At 42.7% G+C, this 18,564-nt stretch carries 27 protein-coding genes; 11 read left to right on the top strand and 16 right to left on the bottom strand.

What is annotated here, in order from left to right:
* Window positions 1-74 precede the first annotated feature (74 nt).
* The 3 genes from BHR79_RS09575 to BHR79_RS09585 are packed head-to-tail and all read left to right on the top strand — an operon-like array spanning window position 75 to window position 1,179.
* Window positions 75-551: a hypothetical protein gene (locus tag BHR79_RS09575; protein WP_123130982.1), complete on the top strand. Its 477-nt coding sequence runs from the start codon at window positions 75-77 to the stop codon at window positions 549-551.
* Between the two features lie 39 nt (window positions 552-590).
* Window positions 591-827 (top strand): hypothetical protein, encoded by a 237-nt coding sequence (locus BHR79_RS09580; RefSeq protein WP_169818164.1) that lies wholly within the window; start codon window positions 591-593, stop codon window positions 825-827.
* Between the two features lie 34 nt (window positions 828-861).
* The gene (locus BHR79_RS09585; protein WP_072562107.1) at window positions 862-1,179 is read left to right on the top strand and encodes an ArsR/SmtB family transcription factor; all 318 of its coding nucleotides are present in this window, start codon (window positions 862-864) and stop codon (window positions 1,177-1,179) included.
* A gap of 3 nt (window positions 1,180-1,182) precedes the next feature.
* On the opposite strand, the gene pncB is transcribed toward BHR79_RS09585, so the two are convergent.
* Window positions 1,183-2,409: a nicotinate phosphoribosyltransferase gene (gene pncB / locus BHR79_RS09590; RefSeq protein WP_083433092.1), complete on the bottom strand. Its 1,227-nt coding sequence runs from the start codon at window positions 2,407-2,409 to the stop codon at window positions 1,183-1,185.
* 98 nt (window positions 2,410-2,507) lie between these two features.
* On the opposite strand from pncB, the gene BHR79_RS09595 reads away from it, so the two are divergent.
* The 6 genes from BHR79_RS09595 (at window position 2,508) to BHR79_RS09620 (ending at window position 8,157) form a co-directional block, all read left to right on the top strand.
* Window positions 2,508-3,134, top strand: a complete 627-nt coding sequence (locus tag BHR79_RS09595; protein ID WP_072562108.1) for a hypothetical protein — start codon at window positions 2,508-2,510, stop codon at window positions 3,132-3,134.
* A gap of 75 nt (window positions 3,135-3,209) precedes the next feature.
* Window positions 3,210-5,654, top strand: coding sequence for a DUF3656 domain-containing U32 family peptidase (locus tag BHR79_RS09600; RefSeq protein ID WP_072562109.1), 2,445 nt, complete (start codon window positions 3,210-3,212; stop codon window positions 5,652-5,654).
* Between the two features lie 75 nt (window positions 5,655-5,729).
* A complete protein-coding gene (locus BHR79_RS09605; protein WP_072562110.1) occupies window positions 5,730-6,773 on the top strand; it encodes a permease in 1,044 nt (347 codons plus the stop codon).
* Between the two features lie 12 nt (window positions 6,774-6,785).
* Window positions 6,786-7,493 carry a metallophosphoesterase family protein gene (locus BHR79_RS09610; protein ID WP_072562111.1) on the top strand — a complete coding sequence of 236 codons (708 nt, stop codon included), beginning with the start codon at window positions 6,786-6,788 and terminating at the stop codon, window positions 7,491-7,493.
* 57 nt (window positions 7,494-7,550) lie between these two features.
* Entirely contained in the window at window positions 7,551-7,781 is a 231-nt protein-coding gene (locus BHR79_RS09615; protein ID WP_072562112.1) for a thioredoxin family protein, read from the top strand.
* Between the two features lie 13 nt (window positions 7,782-7,794).
* Window positions 7,795-8,157 (top strand): putative zinc-binding protein, encoded by a 363-nt coding sequence (locus BHR79_RS09620; RefSeq protein ID WP_072562113.1) that lies wholly within the window; start codon window positions 7,795-7,797, stop codon window positions 8,155-8,157.
* A gap of 47 nt (window positions 8,158-8,204) precedes the next feature.
* On the opposite strand, the gene BHR79_RS09625 is transcribed toward BHR79_RS09620, so the two are convergent.
* Window positions 8,205-8,741, bottom strand: a complete 537-nt coding sequence (locus tag BHR79_RS09625) for an LbetaH domain-containing protein (protein WP_083433093.1) — start codon at window positions 8,739-8,741, stop codon at window positions 8,205-8,207.
* A 109-nt stretch (window positions 8,742-8,850) separates the two neighbouring features.
* On the opposite strand from BHR79_RS09625, the gene larB reads away from it, so the two are divergent.
* Window positions 8,851-9,666 (top strand): nickel pincer cofactor biosynthesis protein LarB, encoded by an 816-nt coding sequence (larB, locus tag BHR79_RS09630; protein ID WP_072562115.1) that lies wholly within the window; start codon window positions 8,851-8,853, stop codon window positions 9,664-9,666.
* Entirely contained in the window at window positions 9,663-10,847 is a 1,185-nt protein-coding gene (gene larC, locus BHR79_RS09635; protein ID WP_072562116.1) for a nickel pincer cofactor biosynthesis protein LarC, read from the top strand. The genes larB and larC overlap by 4 nt, the downstream gene beginning before the upstream one ends.
* A 43-nt stretch (window positions 10,848-10,890) precedes the next feature.
* On the opposite strand, the gene BHR79_RS10585 is transcribed toward larC, so the two are convergent.
* From BHR79_RS10585 to BHR79_RS09700, 14 genes are all read right to left on the bottom strand, one after another.
* On the bottom strand, window positions 10,891-11,031 hold the full coding sequence (locus BHR79_RS10585; RefSeq protein ID WP_157198654.1) for a hypothetical protein: 141 nt from the start codon (window positions 11,029-11,031) through the stop codon (window positions 10,891-10,893).
* Window positions 11,032-11,122: 91 nt separating this feature from the next.
* Complete coding sequence (locus BHR79_RS09640) at window positions 11,123-11,365, bottom strand: KEOPS complex subunit Pcc1 (RefSeq protein WP_072562117.1); 243 nt, start codon at window positions 11,363-11,365, stop codon at window positions 11,123-11,125.
* 2 nt (window positions 11,366-11,367) lie between these two features.
* Window positions 11,368-11,820, bottom strand: coding sequence for an rRNA maturation protein (locus BHR79_RS09645; protein WP_072562118.1), 453 nt, complete (start codon window positions 11,818-11,820; stop codon window positions 11,368-11,370).
* Between the two features lie 4 nt (window positions 11,821-11,824).
* Window positions 11,825-11,962: a DNA-directed RNA polymerase subunit P gene (locus BHR79_RS09650; RefSeq protein ID WP_013037265.1), complete on the bottom strand. Its 138-nt coding sequence runs from the start codon at window positions 11,960-11,962 to the stop codon at window positions 11,825-11,827.
* A 5-nt stretch (window positions 11,963-11,967) separates the two neighbouring features.
* Window positions 11,968-12,255, bottom strand: a complete 288-nt coding sequence (locus tag BHR79_RS09655) for a 50S ribosomal protein L37ae (protein ID WP_072562119.1) — start codon at window positions 12,253-12,255, stop codon at window positions 11,968-11,970.
* Window positions 12,256-12,298: 43 nt separating this feature from the next.
* Window positions 12,299-13,093, bottom strand: a complete 795-nt coding sequence (gene rrp42, locus BHR79_RS09660; protein ID WP_072562120.1) for an exosome complex protein Rrp42 — start codon at window positions 13,091-13,093, stop codon at window positions 12,299-12,301.
* Window positions 13,071-13,964, bottom strand: coding sequence for an exosome complex exonuclease Rrp41 (rrp41, locus tag BHR79_RS09665; RefSeq protein WP_072562121.1), 894 nt, complete (start codon window positions 13,962-13,964; stop codon window positions 13,071-13,073). The genes rrp42 and rrp41 overlap by 23 nt, the downstream gene beginning before the upstream one ends.
* Before the next feature lie 49 nt (window positions 13,965-14,013).
* Window positions 14,014-14,781, bottom strand: a complete 768-nt coding sequence (rrp4, locus tag BHR79_RS09670; RefSeq protein ID WP_072562122.1) for an exosome complex RNA-binding protein Rrp4 — start codon at window positions 14,779-14,781, stop codon at window positions 14,014-14,016.
* A 12-nt stretch (window positions 14,782-14,793) separates the two neighbouring features.
* A complete protein-coding gene (locus BHR79_RS09675) occupies window positions 14,794-15,486 on the bottom strand; it encodes a ribosome assembly factor SBDS (RefSeq protein WP_072562123.1) in 693 nt (230 codons plus the stop codon).
* A gap of 23 nt (window positions 15,487-15,509) precedes the next feature.
* Complete coding sequence (psmA, locus tag BHR79_RS09680; protein WP_072562124.1) at window positions 15,510-16,280, bottom strand: archaeal proteasome endopeptidase complex subunit alpha; 771 nt, start codon at window positions 16,278-16,280, stop codon at window positions 15,510-15,512.
* 71 nt (window positions 16,281-16,351) lie between these two features.
* Window positions 16,352-16,720, bottom strand: coding sequence for an Rpp14/Pop5 family protein (locus BHR79_RS09685; RefSeq protein WP_072562125.1), 369 nt, complete (start codon window positions 16,718-16,720; stop codon window positions 16,352-16,354).
* Window positions 16,720-17,433 carry a ribonuclease P protein component 3 gene (rnp3, locus tag BHR79_RS09690; protein ID WP_072562126.1) on the bottom strand — a complete coding sequence of 238 codons (714 nt, stop codon included), beginning with the start codon at window positions 17,431-17,433 and terminating at the stop codon, window positions 16,720-16,722. The genes BHR79_RS09685 and rnp3 overlap by 1 nt, the downstream gene beginning before the upstream one ends.
* Window positions 17,420-17,857, bottom strand: a complete 438-nt coding sequence (locus BHR79_RS09695; RefSeq protein ID WP_159429232.1) for an RNA-binding protein — start codon at window positions 17,855-17,857, stop codon at window positions 17,420-17,422. The genes rnp3 and BHR79_RS09695 overlap by 14 nt, the downstream gene beginning before the upstream one ends.
* A gap of 14 nt (window positions 17,858-17,871) precedes the next feature.
* Window positions 17,872-18,462, bottom strand: a complete 591-nt coding sequence (locus tag BHR79_RS09700) for a 50S ribosomal protein L15e (RefSeq protein WP_072562128.1) — start codon at window positions 18,460-18,462, stop codon at window positions 17,872-17,874.
* Between the last annotated feature and the right edge of the window lie 102 nt (window positions 18,463-18,564).

An 18,564-nucleotide genomic window follows, 5' to 3' on the forward strand; every position in this document is an offset into this window, starting at 1 on the left:
TAAATATACGCAAGCACACATCTATATGTGTAACAAATAGATTACACATGTATGCAACATAAAAGGTGATGGAAATGGAAAACAAAACAATTGTAGTACTCGCAGGCACCATTCTTATCGGCATAATGCTGATAGGGACCGTTTCAGCTCACTGGGCTAGTGGCGGATATGGGATGACCGACTCCCAAAACAGTGGTTATGTAGATGGAGGTGGAGCAGGTTATTACTGCAACTATGGCTATGGACAGGGATATAATGCCAACGGGGTTTATTCAGCTGAAGATGCAACATCAGTGATTAACGAAGATGAAGCAGTCTCACTTTTTGAAGAAACTACAGGTATCGATGTAAACGATGAAAACGTCTATCAGATGGGACGCTGGTGGGTAATCAACTACATTGATGAAAACACTATTAAACAGGGACGCGTAGATTCAATAACAGAAAATGTAATCGAGGATTTTACGACCTATGTACCACAGGAATCCTATGAATACCAGAACAACTACAGGTACCAGAGGGGAGCCGGTGGTTGCATGGGTTACCGTTAATCCTCCCTTTTCTTCTTTATATAGGGGTGACACAATAACATGATGTATGGTAATATGATGTATGGCACAGGTTTTTCCGTATGGGGAATGATACTAAATTTACTTCTTATCCTGCTGGTAGTTGGTGCTGTTGTCGTTCTTTTAACGCGCAGTGGTGCCATAAATAGTGAAAGCCAGAAAACAGCAGACTTAGAACGCTTGAACCGGCTGGAAAATGAAGTAAGGGATACAAAAAAAATGGTCGAAGAAATCAAGGATAAACTTGACGAAATATAAATTGGTTTAACCGTTACTATAAAGGGTACAACCCATGCAAAAAAAACTCCAGGGGATTGTCAGCCTTGGCGAAGCTCTATCACATCCTCTGCGACTGAAACTCATATGTATGCTTGCAGACAGGGAATGGTATGTATATGAGCTTGCCAAAGAACTCGATGTTTCCAGACAGGTACTGTATCTTCACCTGAAACGTCTTGAAAAAGCCGATATCGTTGAAGGTGATCTTCGACTGGAAGAAGATGATATGCGTGCCAAGAAATTCTTTAAGTTAAAAGAATTTGATATAAAGTTGGACGTTGAGGACCTTAAAAATATCTTTGAGACTGAAACAATCCCAAAAAAGAATTGATCCTTATTCCTCATCAAGCCCTTTTGTGCCGAATATATAATTGGCCACCCTTACAGCATCCCTGTCTCCTGTTACTTTTTCCTGTGAATCACTGAGTTTGACAACAGGAATACCATTGATTTTATGCAACTTGATCACAATATTCAAGGGAGGATTCTCCCGGAAAAAATCTGAGTTATTGGTCAGGCTTGTACCTATGCCGAAACTACATTTAATTTTATCCTTACAATATTCCTGTATCCTGATTGCATCTTCGGCTTCAAGGGAATTACTGAAAACTGCCATCTTCTGTGAAGGATCTATTCCAAGAGCTTTGTAATGTTGAATTGTCTTGTCAATGAAAGTATAAGGGTCACCACTATCATGTCTGATACCATCATAAAGACGTGCCAGGCGACCATCAAAGTTGTTAAAGAATGCGTCACAACCATAAGTATCTGCCAGGGCAATCCCGAGCCTGCCATCATAAACTTTGACCCAGTTTTCAAAGGCAAATTTGTTGGCGTTGCGCAAACCTACAAGAGCAGAATTACCCATAATCCATTCGTGACCAATCGTACCTATCGCCCGGGGCCCATATTTCATTGCAAGATATACATTACTTGTACCTGCAAAACTTGTGGCTCGACTTAAGGTTTCCACGACTTTCTCATGAAGTTCAAAACTGCGACGGCGGCGAGTTCCGAATTCACTGAGTACACATCCGGCATTATCAAGTTTGTCGGATACTTCCTTAATCATATCTCCATATTTGTCCAAGAGATCGGTCTTTGAGAGATATTCATCTGCCCAGTTATTTTCAATTGTCTCAAAATAAAGTTCGGAAACCGTAGCCATGAGCACGATTTCCCAGAGAATGGTACTATGCCACGGCCCTCTGATAAGTATATCAAGATTATTATCATCCGTCAGGGATATTTCAACTTCATCGGGATTAAAGCGGTAATTCTGTAGATGGTCAAGATAGGTATGCTTGAAAAAAGGACAATTCTTTCCCAACCAATGCCTTTCTTCGTCCAGAAGGCGCAATTTGGGAATTTCTTCCCGGACGATATACTCAAGTTCTTCCTTAAACCGGGAATTGAAACGTTGATCTCCACGGTTTATGAAGCGATATTCTGCCTGTGCTTCAGGAAAAAGTTCAAGTACTGCCATTTGCATGGTCAGCTTGTACATATCATTATCAAGTATTGACCGGATCACCGTATTGCCTTCAGATAACTGTAACATTTATTAGAGGAATAACAGCCCTTCTGTATTGCATTACAACTATTTAATATAAATGCCTTCGATGTATCAAATCGAGGATTCCCCGGAGAAGAGAGCATATGGAAAAGGAAGAGGAGGGACTGGAGGGTGAAGGTTTTGATGAATTACTTCGCTATACTTTTCCGGGTTATATTTTAGGTTTGATTGCCGGTATATTCCTTGATATTCAGGGATACCAGACCAATCCCTTTGGCCAGTGGATTGTGAGGACTCTTGCAGGCGAGGGAGAATCAATACTTGAAGGATTGTACTCCATCAGGCAACATCTGGAAGGTGCAGCTGGATCAATGGCCCAGGCATACGGATGGGGTAAATTTTTTGGAATAACAATCCCCTGGATAATAGATGCCGCAAGCCGAATGGCAGGAGTTGATGTATATGGCATACAGGGCTTCTATATTCCTTACTTTTATGCTCTTAGTGACCAGATCGGTGCCAATATTTCCGGACTTGTGTATCTCAACCGAATCGAAGGTTCATGGTCTGCAGGAATATCGCGATACATACATCATCCTGTGATGCTTACCAGTATTGCTGTAATCCTGCTGGTACCATTGGGACTGCTAGCAGCGCGGGTCCTCGGATTCAGCCCGACCACACAGACTTTCACCGCCTTTGAAACCATAGTAGCAAATCTCTGCTGGCTACCTCCTGTTGTCGGCTGGATGGTTCAAAGAGGTAAGTAAATCGCTCGAAGCATTCATATAACTTGTACTGTTCTGTTGCATAAAAAGACAAACTGCAACGGAAACTGAAAAACTATGGCCAAACATCCTGATAAAATTACTCCCCCGGAAATACTGTCGCCTGCAGGGAATTATGATGCACTGCTGGGCGCTATCAAGGGAGGAACTGATGCTATCTATCTGGGAGTTGGTGAATTCAATGCCCGCCAGGGTGCATCCAATTTTACACCTGAAGAGATGGAAAATGCAATAGATCTTGCCCATCTGCATGGAATTTCAGTATATCTGGCATTCAATGTGCCGGTGAAAGAAACGGAACTCCAGGATGCGATTGATGTTATAGACCGTGCCTATGCAGCGGGAATTGACGCAGTTATTATGAGGGATTTGGGGTTTATAGAGCTGGTCAAAAAGAACTATCCTGACCTGCCCATACATGGTAGCACCCAGCTCAATACCAATAACACTGAAACTGTCAAATTTCTGGAAAAACTTGGCCTCTCAAGAATAATCGTAGCAAGGGAACTTGACACTGCAGAATTGAAACACATTATTGACAGTACCGATATGGACATAGAAATCTTTGCCCATGGTGCTCTTTGTTATTCTTACTCCGGCCAGTGTCTCTTTAGCAGCTTTGCTGCCAACCGGAGTGCAAACCGGGGTGCATGTGCCCAGCCTTGCAGGTGGAAATTCGACCTGTTTATCAACGGCAAGAACATGAACCATCATATTGGCGGTGTATCCCCCATAAGTTGTGCTGAACTCTGTACCCTGCCAGGATTGGAAGAACTCATCAACACAGGTATCAAAAGTCTCAAGATAGAAGGGCGTATGAAAAGAGCTGAGTATGTGACCGCCAGCTCTGAAATATACAAAGAGACTGCAGAAATAACCTGTCAGGATGAAAAACCCGATTCCAACTGGTTGCAGGAAAGAGAAAACGACCTGGCAAAACTATTTTACAGAGGTTTTACCCGTGGTTTTGTACTGGGTGACAGGAATGTGACCCACCCCGAATACAGTTCCAGTTATGGGGCATTTCTGGGCAAGACACGCCGGGTAAAGAGAAGTAAAAACGCTGCATCCATTAAGGTGAAATTAAACCAGACACTTGAAGTCAATGATGGGATAAGCATCCATACCAAACAACGGATGCTTGGGTCAAAGGTTGAGAGGCTCACAGTTGACGGCGGGGACGTTGAGGTAGCAGAAAAGGGGAGTATTCCCTACATACATATCAGTCCTAAAACGGTAAAATCTGTAAAAACTGGCGACGATGTATACCTGAATACAGACGTATCCCTTCTGGAAGAAATGGGTGAAAGAGATGTTAAAAAGGTACCCGTGAATTTCCAGATACGTGCAAATATCGGCAGACAACTGGAAATTACTGCTTCTGCAGGAGATATAGAGGTGCTTCATGTATCCGATTATCTTATACAGGAACCAAAAAAAGCCCCTACTTCTGTGGAACAGATTACCGATATAATAAAAAGACTGGGAGATACCCCCTATGTCGCAGACAAAATTGAGTTGAAAGGTGAAGAAGATATCTTTATCCCCCTCGGAGAACTCACCCGAACCCGTCGCAGTGTAGTGGAGAAACTTCAGCAGAAGCAACTGGAAAGATTCCACAGGCACCCTAAAAACCCAAAGTTACCAGCAGCCAAACACAAAACCGGAAACAAAATTCCAGGTAAATTACTTTTATCCGTAGAAGTAGCAGATATAGAGGGAGCAAAAGCAGCTGCTGACAGCGGAGCAGACGTCATATATATCCCTGCGGACCTGTTCGACAAAGTCGAGAATAACAAGGAACTCGTTCTAAAGGTTAAAAGGGATAATATTGAAATAGTATTCACATTGCCTGCTATTATTCATGAAAAAGAACTTGAAGAATGGACGAATGTCCTTAGAAAAATAAAAATAAAAGAATATACTGTAGGCTGTGGTGAGCCTGGAATACTCAGTTTAGCACACCAAATGGAAATTAAATGTGTTGCACTGAAAAGCTTCACGATTTTTAATTCCCCTACGACAAATGTGTTACAGGCAAATGGCGCATCCCGTGTAATCCTTTCCCCGGAAATTACCCTTGAAGAAATGAAGAATGTTGTGCAGGCATCAGATAATACGATCCAATTTGAGGCTATAGCCTACGGCAGGCAACAATTACTTGTTACCGAACATGACCTGCTCAAACCGATTGTGGAAAAAGGCTTCTATGGCGAAGATAGCAATGCATTCCTGCAGCACAAAAAGAAAGACAGGTACCCCATTAAAAGGTGGAGAAACAGGACTGTGATCTATGATTCCCATGTCATCAACATGTTGAATAATCTAGATGATATGAAGAATACAGGTATCGATTATCTTCGCCTGGAATTTTCACACGAAAGCAATCGGAAAATAGCAAGTGTGGTCTCTGATTTTAGGAATATTCTGGATGGAAAAAGTAAAAAGAATATTACGGACTCAAAGGTATACTCCAAAGGACTCTATTACTCAGGCATATGAAGTGTTTCAATATAAGTTGAAATAGATAGGTATTTATACCAATATTTCAAATAATACTGAAATAGAGGTTACACAATGCCTGACCAATCATTAATTTATCATCTTGCTATCGTAGGACTGGAATCTGTCCAGGAATACCTGGCACTACATGTACTGTTATGTCTGGTGCCGGCATTTTTCCTGGCTGGAGCTATAGCATCCCTTTTTTCCAAAGAATCTGTACTAAAATTCTTTGGCAATGAAACCCCAAAATACATTTCCTACCCCATCGCTGCAGTTTCAGGCTGCCTGCTTGCAGTATGCAGCTGTACTGTACTGCCGCTTTTTGCAGGAATCTATCGCAGGGGCGCAGGAATCGGGCCTGCAACCACCTTCCTGTTCTCGGCACCAGCAATAAATATCCTGGCAATTGTCTACACAGCAAAAATCCTGGGATATGACCTGGGAGTGGCAAGAGCTGTAATTGCAATCCTTCTGTCAATTGCTATTGGACTTACAATGGCGGCCCTCTTCGAGCGCCACAGGGAAAAAAAGGAAGGAATCAAGACTTTTGGTGATGAAAGGCATGCTCACAGTGCATATCTTTTCCTCCTCCTTCTGGCAATCCTCATTATCCCGGAGATACTCACAGAATGGATTCCGCTTCTAGCCGTGGAAACTATGCTTGTTTTGCTAACGGTGTTCCTCTCATTCAACTGGTTCAGTAAGGATGAATTGAAAGACTGGATGGCAGAGACATGGTTCCTGATAAAGCAAATAACACCTCTCCTTTTGATTGGAGTTTTCTTTGCCGGTATCATGGTGGAACTGCTACCGGCACATTATGTAGCTGCAGTGGTTGGAGGTGCCTCATTCGGTGCAAGTTTCATAGCATCGATTGCCGCAGCACTGATGTATTTCTCCACCCTGACAGAAGTACCTATAATCAGCGCCCTTACAGAACTTGGAATGGGAAGAGGTCCGGCCCTGGCAATGTTGCTTGCAGGCCCCGCCCTGAGTCTTCCGAATATGATAGTTATAAGCAGGATAATGGGAGTGAAAAAAGCTTCCGTTTACATAGCTTTGGTAGTAACAGTCGCATCAATAGCCGGCCTTATATTCGGCCTTTATTTTGTATAAAGAGGTAAAAACATGAAAATGCTTGTGATTTCGGATATACATGGGAATATGAAAGCCCTGGAAACTGCAATGGAAATTCCCCATGATGAGGTTATCTGTCTGGGTGATCTGGTGGACTATGGCCCATCACCTAAAGAAGTAATCGATTTCATGATGGAAAACAATATACCCGTAATAAGGGGAAACCACGATAATGCAGTTGCAACAGGAATTGATTGTGGCTGCAGTTATGAAATCAAGCATCTTTCAATTGCCACCAGGGATTATACAAAAGACCAGCTGAATGATAGACAGCTGGATTTCCTGAAGAATCTTCCTGTAAAAATTGAAAAAAAATGCAGAGGAGGCAGGGTATTATTTACACATGGAAGTCCCAGGTCCTTTTACGAGTATATAAAGCCACAAACACCTGATGCAGAAGTACAGGAAATGCTGGAAGGAGTTGAAGCGGATCTGCTGGTGGTCGGCCATTCACATATTCCAATGACAAGGAATATTGGAAATATAACCATTGTAAATCCAGGATCAGCAGGACAGCCACGTGATGGCATACCCCGTGCCTCCTGTGCGGTGTTGGACACCGATTCAATGGATTTCGAAGTATACAGGCTGGAATACGATATGGATAGTGTAACGGACAAAATAAGAGAAAGGATGCCCCACTGTGATGAACTTATAACAATACTGGAAAATGCAGGCGTAAACAAAAAAGAAAACTAACTAACTAACTAACTAACTAACTAACTAACTAATAGGAAAATGACAGGAGAAACTCAAATGAAAATAGAAATTCTTGGAACCGGATGTGCAAAGTGCAAGAAGACCCTTGAAGTAGTCGAAAGAGCAGTAAAGGAAGCAGGAATCGAAGCCGATATCACAAAAGTTGAAGATATAAACAGTATTATGGATTACGGTGTAATGATAACACCCGGTGTTGTGGTCGATGGCGATGTAAAGATTGCAGGCAAGATTCCTTCGGTAGATGACGTGAAGGAATGGCTACAATAACCAGAGGGAAAATATGACCGATAATAACTGTTGTTGTTCCTCAGTAGTGGGTATATTCCCCTGTTCAGGAGGTTCCAACGTAGGCCAACTGGCAAATCAGGCAGCAATAGAAATGACCAAAAATGGCAAAGGGAACATGATGTGTACAGTCGGCATTGGTGGCCGTATTGCAGGCCTTATGAAATCAGCAGAAGGAGCTGATGAGGTCGTGGCTATTGATGGCTGCCCGCTTAACTGTGCTAAGAAAACCCTGGAAAATGCCGGTATCGATGTCAGCAAGCATATAATCATAACCGAGCTTGGCATTAAAAAGAACAAGGATCTGGATCTCAAACAGGAACAGGTCAATGAAGTCCTTGAAAAAATCAATTTTTAAAGTCAAAATTATTTAATGAAAGGGGTTTAATCTTCCATATTTTTTGCTCAGTCACTGTCCATCTTACGATAGCCTTCAACAAGCTCCAGATTCACACTGGAAACTTTGTTTTTAAAATCCATAAGGTCCTGATCGACAGATTGCAATTCTGTGACATCTTTTTCACTCAGTACAGTGCGACCTACAGGCACACTTTTGGATGCCGGTAGACGGACACCCTGTACTGTAGCATTATGAAGTACCACCACATCATCTTCGAGGACACTGTCAAATACTACCGCACCAAAACCTATGAAACATCTTTTACCCAACTGGCACGGTCCATGCACGATACACCCATGAGCAAGTGAGGTATCTTCAGCGATAACCACTTTCGACCCTTCAACCCCGTGAAGAACCACATTGTCCTGAATATTGCATCCTTTTCCGATAACAATAGATGCGCCCGGTTCATCTGCCCGTATTACAGCATTTGGTGCTACAAGGACATCTGCCTGAATCTTTACATTTCCCATTACAACGGCGCTGTCAGCAATCCAGGCACTATCATTTATTTGTGGTTTGTCTCCCGCTGGGTTTTTCATGATTATTTCTCCTGTTGTCCCTATAAGGGATAATTACAACTATAATAGATAGCCAAATATATGAATTATATTGTAATATACAATTCATTACAGGATAGCGAGGTCAGCAATGAATCTCAAAAATCTTCTTCAAAAATACAAAAACGGTGAAATCGGGGTTGATGATACTCATGCCTGCATCCAATCCCTGGGTTATGTTCCGGTATGTGATGTCGCCAACATCGATACCTTCAGGAAACACAGGACAGGCATAATGGAAGCAGTACTTGCAGAAGGAAAGACACCGGAAGATATTCTGGGAATTGCAAAAACCCAGATTGAGGCAACGGGTCGTGTCCTTATAACCCGCCTTAATGAAGATCAAGCTTCATGTCTGGAAAATGAATTTGGCAGTGAACGGATAGATTGGGGAATCCACCACAGGACTGCAGCTGTGCATGACGGGACACCCATTGGAAAGACCGGAGGTGTTGTGGCTATAATTTCAGCCGGTACCGCTGATATCAATGTTGCAGAAGAGGCACGGATGACGGCAGCAGAGATGGGATGTGAGACTGTGAAGATATACGATGTGGGTGTTGCCGGCCTTCACAGGTTGTTTAACGAAGTAAAGAACCTCGAATCTGACAGACCGGACGCTGTAGTGGTTGCAGCCGGCAGGGAAGGTACATTGCCAACAGTGGTATCGAGCCTTTTTGATGTACCTGTAATAGGTCTGCCCGTATCCACCGGATATGGAATAGGTGCAAAGGGTGAAGCTGCCCTATATTCGATGCTACAATCATGCTCAGTTCTGTCTGTTGTAAACATAGATGCAGGTTTTGTTGCCGGAGCATTCGCAGGCAGGATCGCCAATACTGTTGCCGCTGCAAGAAAACAGACTGATTCAATGGTTATTGAGAATCAACAAGGCCGGTCATCATGAAAACTCTACTATTCGATCCTTTCTCCGGTGCTGCCGGAGATATGATTATGGGTTCATTGATTTCACTCGGGGCCGATGGAAACAAAATAAAAGAGATTCTCGAATCAATACTTGATATCTCAATGCTTTTTGAAAAAAACGTCAAAATGGGAATTGAATCTGTTAATGTCAAATTTAATATACCTGACTTTGAGAATGCCCGCAGTTACCAGGAAATCGAGAATTTCATAAAGGGATGTGGCCTTGCTTCAGATACAGAAAACGATGCTATCCGTGTTTTCGGTATCCTTGCAAATGCTGAATCAAAGGTTCATGGAAAACCAATTGAAGAATTACATTTTCATGAAGTGGGACAAACCGATGCTCTTGCAGATATCATCGGCTCATGCATTGCAATGCATCAGCTGGGCGCCAGAGAAGTGCTTTGCCTGCCTATAAATGCAGGAACAGGGACGGTTAACACATCTCACGGGATTATGCCGATACCTGCCCCTGCAACCCTTGAAATATTAAAAACATCTGGACTGGAATTTTATGGCAAAGGAAACACGGAACTCCTAACACCCACAGGAGCTGCCCTTTTGGCCCATTTTGCAAAAACCACCCTGACTATTCCTGCCGGAAAGGTTCAGGATACGGGATACGGGGCAGGAGATATGGACACTGATTGGCCTAATGTGCTGCGTACTTTTATGATAGAAACGGGCAAAGCACTATTCAGGGATGAAGTGGAGGTTCTTGAAACAAATGTCGACGATGTAACAGGGGAAGTATTGGGAAATCTTTTTGACCGGTTACTGGAAAATGGTGCTAAAGACGTATCCATAATACCTGCAACAATGAAAAAGGGAAGAGCAGGACACATCATCAAAGTTGTAACCCACTCACATCATGGTGAGGAACTTGCGAGGATAATCATGGAAGAGACCGGAAGTCTGGGTATTCGGACTATCCCCACAAAACACCGGTATATAGCAGATCGCAAGATGGGAACAGTGGAACTTGAAATTAACGATACAGTCTATCAAATTGCAATCAAGATAGCCTACACACCAGACAGTGGCATATTACACATCTCAGCAGAATATGATGATTGTAAAGAGGTCTCAAAAATCACCGGAATTGCGGTCAGGGAAATTATAAGAAAAGCCCAAACAAAGGCCAGGGATAAATATGAATGAAAATTGGCTTTCATTACCCTTAAAATGAGTGGGCCGATGTAAATTAAATTTCGTCTTCTTCATTTGGCAGGCGACTTCCCTCATAATAATCCTGCTGCTTTGCTATTTTATTGAACTTTTTGCAGGCACGAACCCATAAACAAAGAGGTCTCTCACTGTTTTTCTTACATGTTTTAAGAGCCATAAACTACCTCCAGATTAAATTTGAACAAGACTGGATTTAAAGCTTTTCACCGAATATGGATATTCAAAGTATGCATAAAACAGGATGGAAATTAATTTGGTGATGTCAGAGTGACCATTTCAGATGCTACTTTGATAAGCCTATACCAGGTATTCAATGTGGATCTCATCGATATTAGGTCATCTGATGTAACTCTCATTATCAACTGATAGTCCTTGACATCTATTTCTATGGATGAACGATCGGTAACCAATCTATCCAGTTCTGGTTTTACAGACAGGTACAATTTGAGGGCATCCGGAGTTTCAATGATTGTTTCTGAAGATGAAGTCATACTTAATCAGCCGTTGTCTTGAACCCTTTTACCTTTAGATTGAATAAATTATTGCCATTACAATAAAAGCTCATTAAGTCATCGGTTACCTGAATCAAACACCTGGATTTATTATCACTCTCAGGTAATAAACCACCTAGCAATCCTGCTAGTCCGCCCCCACCTTTAATGGGTGGCATACTGTTCTTTAAAGAAGATTTTTTGGGTTTGTCATGGAATACAACATTCATCCATATGGATAATTGTTGTTGCCCTTCACTATCAAAAAATGTCAGACTGGCAGGGTTGCCATGATATTGCCCTACAATAAGCAGGGTTTCAGCGTCCATACCATACAGTATGTCCTGTAAACCACTTTTGCCCCTTGTGACATACTCGCAGTTAAAAAAAGATGCAAGATACTTACAAAGGGTCCGGGTTGGAGGCGAAGGAGAGCGTGATGAGGAAATTAACATCCTCTCACTCTGCTTTCAATGTCTTTATTGTGGTAGGCCTTCCTTTTACAAGAATACGATTCCCACAATAAGGACAGCGGATTCCGGTGTATTGGTAGTCAATTTCAACTGCTCTCTTACACCGGGTACATTTATAATCCATATCTATTACTCAACCTGTTCAACTGCTTTCTTAACGGTTCTGGATATCGTTTTGCCCACAGAAGTGGATGGGGTGTATGTACCACCTGCAAAGGTATGGCCACATTTCTTGCATTCCCAGATACCTGTACCAAGCCTTTTTACAGTAGGCCTGTCACATTTAACACAGGTATGTGGCATATGTGTCCGTTCTTCGATATCTCCAACAAGTTTACGATCCTTACGACCGTATCTGGTACCGTATCTTCCTGCTGAACGGGAAACCCTTCCCTTTTTTGAATACTTTTTTGCCATGATAATTGTCTCCTTGGATGGTATGATCTAAAAACCCTGTTACTCATATTTCCAATAAATACTTTTCTCGTATAATCTCGCCTTTTTCCTTCGCGATCTGACTTGCCTTAACAACTTGTGCCGGTGACAAACTACCTGAACCACTTTTTTGCATTGAACAAATGGAACCGTCCTGATTAGAGGATATGGTAATTCTTGTTTCACATACTGATTCTTCACCATAAGTGGGATCTAACACCATTTCATCACCAATCTTGACCAGTGATATACCAACAGGCATTTCACGCACAGGCATGGGATAATCTTCACCTTTTCCTTCTCTTTCAGAAGGTACTGTTGTGGTCATAAGAGCAGCGATTGCACCCAGGGATGCGGCATCAAGTATATTTCCGGAATTATTCAGAACATGGACATCAATGAAAACCATCCATACCTCTTCGCCTTCCGTAATACAGAGCTTATTTATATCAATTGCGCCAGATTCCCTTATGCCCCTATCTACAATCCTGGCCATCTCGATAGCTTTCTCTCTTGGAGGACCTGCTTCAAAGTCAGGTGAAGCAATCGGATTAAGTTCCATACTGGTTATGATAACTCCTTGTGCAGGACTATCGGGGAAAGGAGTACCAACCTGCATTTTGACACCCACCATTACCTGGGTATCCCCATACTGCACCATTGCAGAACCTTCTGCCTTATCGATGACACCTGTTTCAAGAGCAATATCCCTTAGCTCATCGAATTGGCGACCGTCTTCACGTTCACCCTTGAGCATAAGGTTGTAAATATAATCCCTTTTCAGTCTGGAAATAACCTCACTGCCGCTCATCTTCTTCACCCTCATCCTCTTCGGTTAAATCATTTTCATCCGCGTTTTCTGCTTCAGATTCTTCATTGTCGAATGAGTCATCCCTTTCTTCTTCCTCTTCTTCGTCTTCTTCTGATTCAGGGACTTCTTCTGGACTTTCCTCTTCAGCTTCTTCGCCTTCTTCGTCCTCATTCCCATATCTGGAAACAAGGGCTTCACGCTGAATTTCAAGAATTTGTTGACAGCCTTTTTTAACCATTTCCAGGCCTTCTTCGAGTTCTTCAGGAGTAAGGTGTCCATCCATCTGGAGAAGGGTTATTTCCCCATCCTGGGTCATTGCGACAGGAAGATCAGCCTGACCATAATTATCTTCTGGTTTGTTGAGATCAAGAACAAGCTGACCATCAACTTTACCGACTGCACAGGCTGAAACAAGCCCTTTCATGGGTATGCCAGCATCTGCAAGAGCAAGTGTTGCTGCATTGATAGCAGCAGTCCTGGTCCCTGCATCGGCCTGTAATACTTCTGCGAATACATCTATTACAGCACCAGGATAATATTGTGTCATCACAACAGGTTCAAAAGCTTCTCCACTGACTTTGGATATCTCAGTACTTCTTCTGCTTGGACCCGGTCTTATCCTGTCTTCCACAGAAAAAGAGGCCATATTATACTTGTAACGCACAAGTACTTCGTTGGGTTTCTGCATCCTTCTCGGGTGCAGTTCACGGGGACCATAAACTGCTGCAAGCACCTTATTATTTCCCCATTCAAGGTAACATGAGCCATCAGCTCTTGAAAGCACACCCATCTCTACTTTCATGGGTCGGATCTCATCAACACGCCTTCCATCAAGGCGGAGACCCTCATCATCAATAAAACGTTCCGGTTTATCACTCATTACAAGTTCTCCAAAATCCTGCTCAGTATATTAAATATTAAAAGGCCGCTCAATTTTCATCTTCGTCACTAAGCAGCACATCTACTTTTCGGCAAGCGTCTTCTGTGTAGTCCTTCTTACTACTGGTAAATGGTACAGGTTTTTCCTTTTCCTCAATTTCATCGGATTCTTCATAACGCAGGAAAGCACTAATATGATTGGTTAATCCTGATATGTGAGATTTGTTTTCGATTATCTCTATGGCCTGTGTCAGCCTGTTCATATCTTCATCTTTACCCTTTAACCATATCCTTCCGTTTTGTCCTATGAAGATATCACAATTGGATTCCTTTTTGAGCATTGAAACCATGGATCCATTATGCCCGATGATACGTGGAACCTTCGTAGTGGATACATCTATAATCCTGCCTTCATCCAGACGGCGAAGACCTCGATCCTTCATTGAAAGTTCCACTTTCATGGAAGTATTAACATCTTTTATACGCAAAATCGCACAATCCCCGATGCCTATTTCCTTTCGCATCATTGAACTATCCACTCTTTTGGGATATTCAGATACATGAAGAAGTCCATCATACGGGGAGCCGATATCAAATATCCAGTTTGACGAAGTAACTTCTATTACATAACCGATCACATAATCTCTGGGGGAAGGTATGTACTTACCTGAAAAAGGAACAACTGTTACACGATTTTTATCATTGGCTACCCCGTAGAACAGTGAGTATACTTTGCCTTCATGCACATACGTACCTGTTCCAGCTTGCTTTTCATTTTCGGAAAGCATCTGACCGGGATAAACGATTTTGCGTTTCATCCTGAAATCTCCTTATAAGAGCTCAGTCTCAGCATCGCCTTTTGTGAGCCGGTTAATAAGACCATAAAAATCATTCTGCAATCCTGCGGGCATCCTGACTACAGCTGTCCAGGAACCGTCATTTTCCCATTTATCTCTTACAAGGGTTCCGAAATTTGCTATTTCACCGTAAGATTTAGCTGCATATGAAGGAGGAACCTGTACCTTAATATCAACCTCTTCAAACCTGATAGGAATAATTGGACGAATTGCTTTCATCACAATTTTTACCTGTTCATCAACGCTTTTGAGAGGATCAATGTGTACTTTTGCTTCTTCCATTGCAGTTTTAATACGGGCCGGTGGATGAGGTGCACGCGTTTGCGGATTAAGAGCATTATGAGCAATAATGCTTACAACCTGCTTTGTCTTTTCTTCAAGGAAATGTTTTCTCTGTTCCTGGGTAAGCTGGAGTTCTCCATGCATTATGATGTTGCCTGCAACCTCATACACGTCATCCGTACCAAAACTGTTAATGATATCGGATTCTGCTGCATGGTCTCCTTTCTTTGCATCGGAGAATATATCTTCAACCGCAAGAATTGTTTCCAGCTTTACATCATTTCCTTGCCTGTACTCAAGAGCGCCATCCGGGTCAACCAGCACTTCAAAGTGGTTACTACCTTTCTTAAGACGGGCAATCAAAGCTTCATCAAGAGAGACCATAATTTTTCACACCTGTACTGGATTTACTGTTCTGCTTCTTCATCTTCTGCTTCTTCGGTTTCATCTTTGTGGTTTTCAAGGATCCTCTCCACATAGGATTCAACCTGCTGACTGGAATATTTGGAGAACATCTTATCTTCCACATTCACCACACCGACTTCCAGAGTGGATGCATCCAGTTTCATATCTGAAGCATTGTAAAGGGCTTCCATACCAAGCATAATCGCTTCATCCAGATTCATTCCTTCCTTGTATTTTTCTTCGAAAACTTCCATGAAGGCGTTTCTACCTGCACCAATCGCCGTTGCCTTATACTCAAGTAGTGCTCCGCTTGGATCTGTTTCAAAAAGTTTTGGTGTGGAGCCATCAACACCTGCTATTAAAAGAGCTGTTCCATAAGGGCGTACGCCTCCGTACTGAGTGTAGGTCTGCTTGTGATCACAAATCTTCTTTGAGAGCACATCAACGCTTATAGGCTCATCATAGGAGACAACATTAACCTGTGCTTCTACTCTGGCACGATCTACAAGAGCACGTGCATCAGCTACAAGTCCTGAAGTAGCTACCCCGATATGTTCATCAATCTGGAATATCTTTTCAATGGATTCAGCTTCAATCAAATGACTGGTAATTCTTTTGTCCACCAGGAGGACTACACCGTCACGGGCTTTGATTCCAGCAGCTGTGGTTCCTCTCTTTACTGCCTCACGGGCGTATTCTACCTGAAATAATCTGCCATCAGGACTAAAAACCGTGATCGCTCTATCATAACCCATTTGTGGTGCCATCTGCATTTCGTATCTATCTCCTATTAATTCTTATGCACGTGGTATCGATAACAACGTATAATATAGTTTCTATCCATTTATATGTGTTTGTCATTAGGGACGCTATATGGATCCCTTTTTTCAATGTACTTTTCGGTTGCCGATCGCACAGTACCTGCAATTCCAAGCACATTTACAATTGCAGGATACCCACCTACTATTGTAATTGTAGCAAGTACAGCCCGGGTCAGATCTTCTGAACCTCGCTTACAGCGAAGTATACCCATATTATCATCAAAATCCAGTAGCCTGATACCGGCCTGACTTGAACCAAAATCTCCAATTAATGCAGCGGAATTGGAAAATATCTCATTGAGGAAATCATCCCGTGAAACCCGGACCTCACAGATTAATTCCAGTGCAAGGTACCTTTTCGGGTCCCGAAGAGTGGGAGGTAGGACTTTCATTAACAAAGCTCCTGACTATTGTATTGAATAATGCGAACCCCTTGCGGGGTTGAGGAATTTCTTCTGTTGCGTTTAATAATCCCTTCAGGAATAGTACTCAAAGCTGCATTTGCTTCATTCTTTTCCATACCGAACAATCCGGCAAGCGCAATCATTTCCCCGGGAGCCCGTATGTCATAGCAGGACATAGCATTGCTCGTCAGTACTGTAGAAACATTGTATTTTCTTGCAAGTTGTAAATTTTTCCTGAAATGGGCCAGAGCATGTACCCGCCTTCCCCCTCTCTGTTTGATTATGGCATCAAGGTTGAATGCGATCGCCACTTCATTATCGTGGGCTGATTTTGCAAGGACATGATTAAAACCATTGTCTCTGCCGGTGGGAAGATTAGTCAGGATATCTACATTTGGATTTTCTACTGCACTGCGATTTATGGATTCGCTGCCTCCGTGGACCACAAGGACATCTACTTTCTTGCGAAACTTCCCAACGAGACCATGGAGTTTTGAAGAATTACGGACTTCTATCTGCACTCCCTGAATCAGTTCTATATCTTCATGAGAAGTATCAGATGATGGTTCTTTATCAATATGATTCGTTATGCCAATTCCTGAATATCCAAGATGGTTTGCAATTGAGAGCATCTGGTTTACAGAACTTGAACCATCAGGAAGCACATGGATATTCAAATCATAGTAATCAGATCTGCTCAAAAAAATCCTCCAGCATTTCAAGGGCTTTATTCCTGTCTTTAGGATAAGTGGCGATTTTTATTTTGACAGCAATCGCATCGGAAGATGATTCCGTAACCAGTTTTCCTGAATATGCATCCTGCTTGCTAAATCGCAGATGCAGCATCAGCTGATCATCGAGCCGCTCATCCAGTTGCCGGACAAGTTCATCTCTTTGGGATTTAGATAATTCCGAAACCAGACGATCCATAAAAGCAGAAGTTTCAGCCTTGCGCTTAAAATCCAGACTATACAAAACCATCGGGTTACCGTAATGTCCATCCACAACCAGAGAATTTATCTGCTTATCGATATCCGGTGAGTTACGGATGATATCCGGTAAAAGAAATTTCAGGGACGAGATTACTCTGTCCCTGTCTTCGGTTGCATGCGCAGTTACGCGCAATGTTATATAGTGAATCACTTGCCCTGGTTATTGTTGGACCGGACACTCGGCCTGGTTTTCTCCGTACCGGTTCCTTTACTGCGCATACCACGACTCTTTCTTCCTGCGCTTGTTTTTCCACGGAAAGTACGTCCCCGGCTGGAACTGTCACATATCCATTTAAGGTCCTTGTCTTTAACAATGGCAGGATGGAATGGATCCACAAGTATTGCTTCAAACCATTTATTCTTTCCATCTTCCCCTACCCAGTAAGAGTTGAGTACTTCCATGTTAGGATGGCGGCGTGAAGCCCTTTCCTCAGCAATTCTCTGGAGACTCTTTTCTCCTGTGATCTTGTTTTTACCCATATGCTGGGTCCTTCTTCCACGCATATAACGGGAATTACGTCTGCTTCCACGATGTACCTTTACACGTACGACTGTGATTCCCTGTTTTGCCTTATAGCCAAGGGAACGTGCACGGTCTACACGGGTAGGTCTTTTCACGCGGGTTACTGAGCCTTCACGTCTCCATTCCTGAAGTCTTTCCCATCTGAGATCCTTTACATAAGAATCATCAGGCCTTTTCCATGCGTCTCTTACATAACTGTAAAATGATTTTGACATTATTTCACCTTGTTTCATTCATTGACGGTTCAGCCATTAAGGCCACACTCCAACGGGATTCTTCCCGTAGATGAAACACGCCGCTAATACGACGGCAATATG

The organism is Methanohalophilus halophilus, assembly GCF_001889405.1.
Lineage (GTDB): Archaea > Halobacteriota > Methanosarcinia > Methanosarcinales > Methanosarcinaceae > Methanohalophilus > Methanohalophilus halophilus.

Bases quoted from the DNA above. Each gene is read 5' to 3' on its own strand.
- rrp4 (WP_072562122.1), bottom strand. From the start codon at position 14,781: ATGAAACGCAAAATCGTTTATCCCGGTCAGATGCTTTCCGAAAATGAA.
- larB (WP_072562115.1), top strand. From the start codon at position 8,851: ATGAATCTCAAAAATCTTCTTCAAAAATACAAAAACGGTGAAATCGGG.
- BHR79_RS09655 (WP_072562119.1), bottom strand. From the start codon at position 12,255: ATGGCAAAAAAGTATTCAAAAAAGGGAAGGGTTTCCCGTTCAGCAGGA.
- BHR79_RS09610 (WP_072562111.1), top strand. From the start codon at position 6,786: ATGAAAATGCTTGTGATTTCGGATATACATGGGAATATGAAAGCCCTG.
- BHR79_RS09615 (WP_072562112.1), top strand. From the start codon at position 7,551: ATGAAAATAGAAATTCTTGGAACCGGATGTGCAAAGTGCAAGAAGACC.
- BHR79_RS09605 (WP_072562110.1), top strand. From the start codon at position 5,730: ATGCCTGACCAATCATTAATTTATCATCTTGCTATCGTAGGACTGGAA.
- BHR79_RS09645 (WP_072562118.1), bottom strand. From the start codon at position 11,820: ATGTTAATTTCCTCATCACGCTCTCCTTCGCCTCCAACCCGGACCCTT.
- BHR79_RS09675 (WP_072562123.1), bottom strand. From the start codon at position 15,486: ATGGTCTCTCTTGATGAAGCTTTGATTGCCCGTCTTAAGAAAGGTAGT.
- BHR79_RS09700 (WP_072562128.1), bottom strand. From the start codon at position 18,462: ATGTCAAAATCATTTTACAGTTATGTAAGAGACGCATGGAAAAGGCCT.
- BHR79_RS09640 (WP_072562117.1), bottom strand. From the start codon at position 11,365: ATGACTTCATCTTCAGAAACAATCATTGAAACTCCGGATGCCCTCAAA.
- BHR79_RS09580 (WP_169818164.1), top strand. From the start codon at position 591: ATGATGTATGGTAATATGATGTATGGCACAGGTTTTTCCGTATGGGGA.
- BHR79_RS09685 (WP_072562125.1), bottom strand. From the start codon at position 16,720: ATGAAAGTCCTACCTCCCACTCTTCGGGACCCGAAAAGGTACCTTGCA.
- psmA (WP_072562124.1), bottom strand. From the start codon at position 16,280: ATGCAGATGGCACCACAAATGGGTTATGATAGAGCGATCACGGTTTTT.
- BHR79_RS10585 (WP_157198654.1), bottom strand. From the start codon at position 11,031: ATGGCTCTTAAAACATGTAAGAAAAACAGTGAGAGACCTCTTTGTTTA.
- BHR79_RS09650 (WP_013037265.1), bottom strand. From the start codon at position 11,962: ATGGATTATAAATGTACCCGGTGTAAGAGAGCAGTTGAAATTGACTAC.
- BHR79_RS09625 (WP_083433093.1), bottom strand. From the start codon at position 8,741: ATGAAAAACCCAGCGGGAGACAAACCACAAATAAATGATAGTGCCTGG.
- larC (WP_072562116.1), top strand. From the start codon at position 9,663: ATGAAAACTCTACTATTCGATCCTTTCTCCGGTGCTGCCGGAGATATG.
- BHR79_RS09595 (WP_072562108.1), top strand. From the start codon at position 2,508: ATGGAAAAGGAAGAGGAGGGACTGGAGGGTGAAGGTTTTGATGAATTA.
- rrp41 (WP_072562121.1), bottom strand. From the start codon at position 13,964: ATGAGTGATAAACCGGAACGTTTTATTGATGATGAGGGTCTCCGCCTT.
- BHR79_RS09585 (WP_072562107.1), top strand. From the start codon at position 862: ATGCAAAAAAAACTCCAGGGGATTGTCAGCCTTGGCGAAGCTCTATCA.
- BHR79_RS09575 (WP_123130982.1), top strand. From the start codon at position 75: ATGGAAAACAAAACAATTGTAGTACTCGCAGGCACCATTCTTATCGGC.
- BHR79_RS09600 (WP_072562109.1), top strand. From the start codon at position 3,210: ATGGCCAAACATCCTGATAAAATTACTCCCCCGGAAATACTGTCGCCT.
- pncB (WP_083433092.1), bottom strand. From the start codon at position 2,409: ATGTTACAGTTATCTGAAGGCAATACGGTGATCCGGTCAATACTTGAT.
- BHR79_RS09620 (WP_072562113.1), top strand. From the start codon at position 7,795: ATGACCGATAATAACTGTTGTTGTTCCTCAGTAGTGGGTATATTCCCC.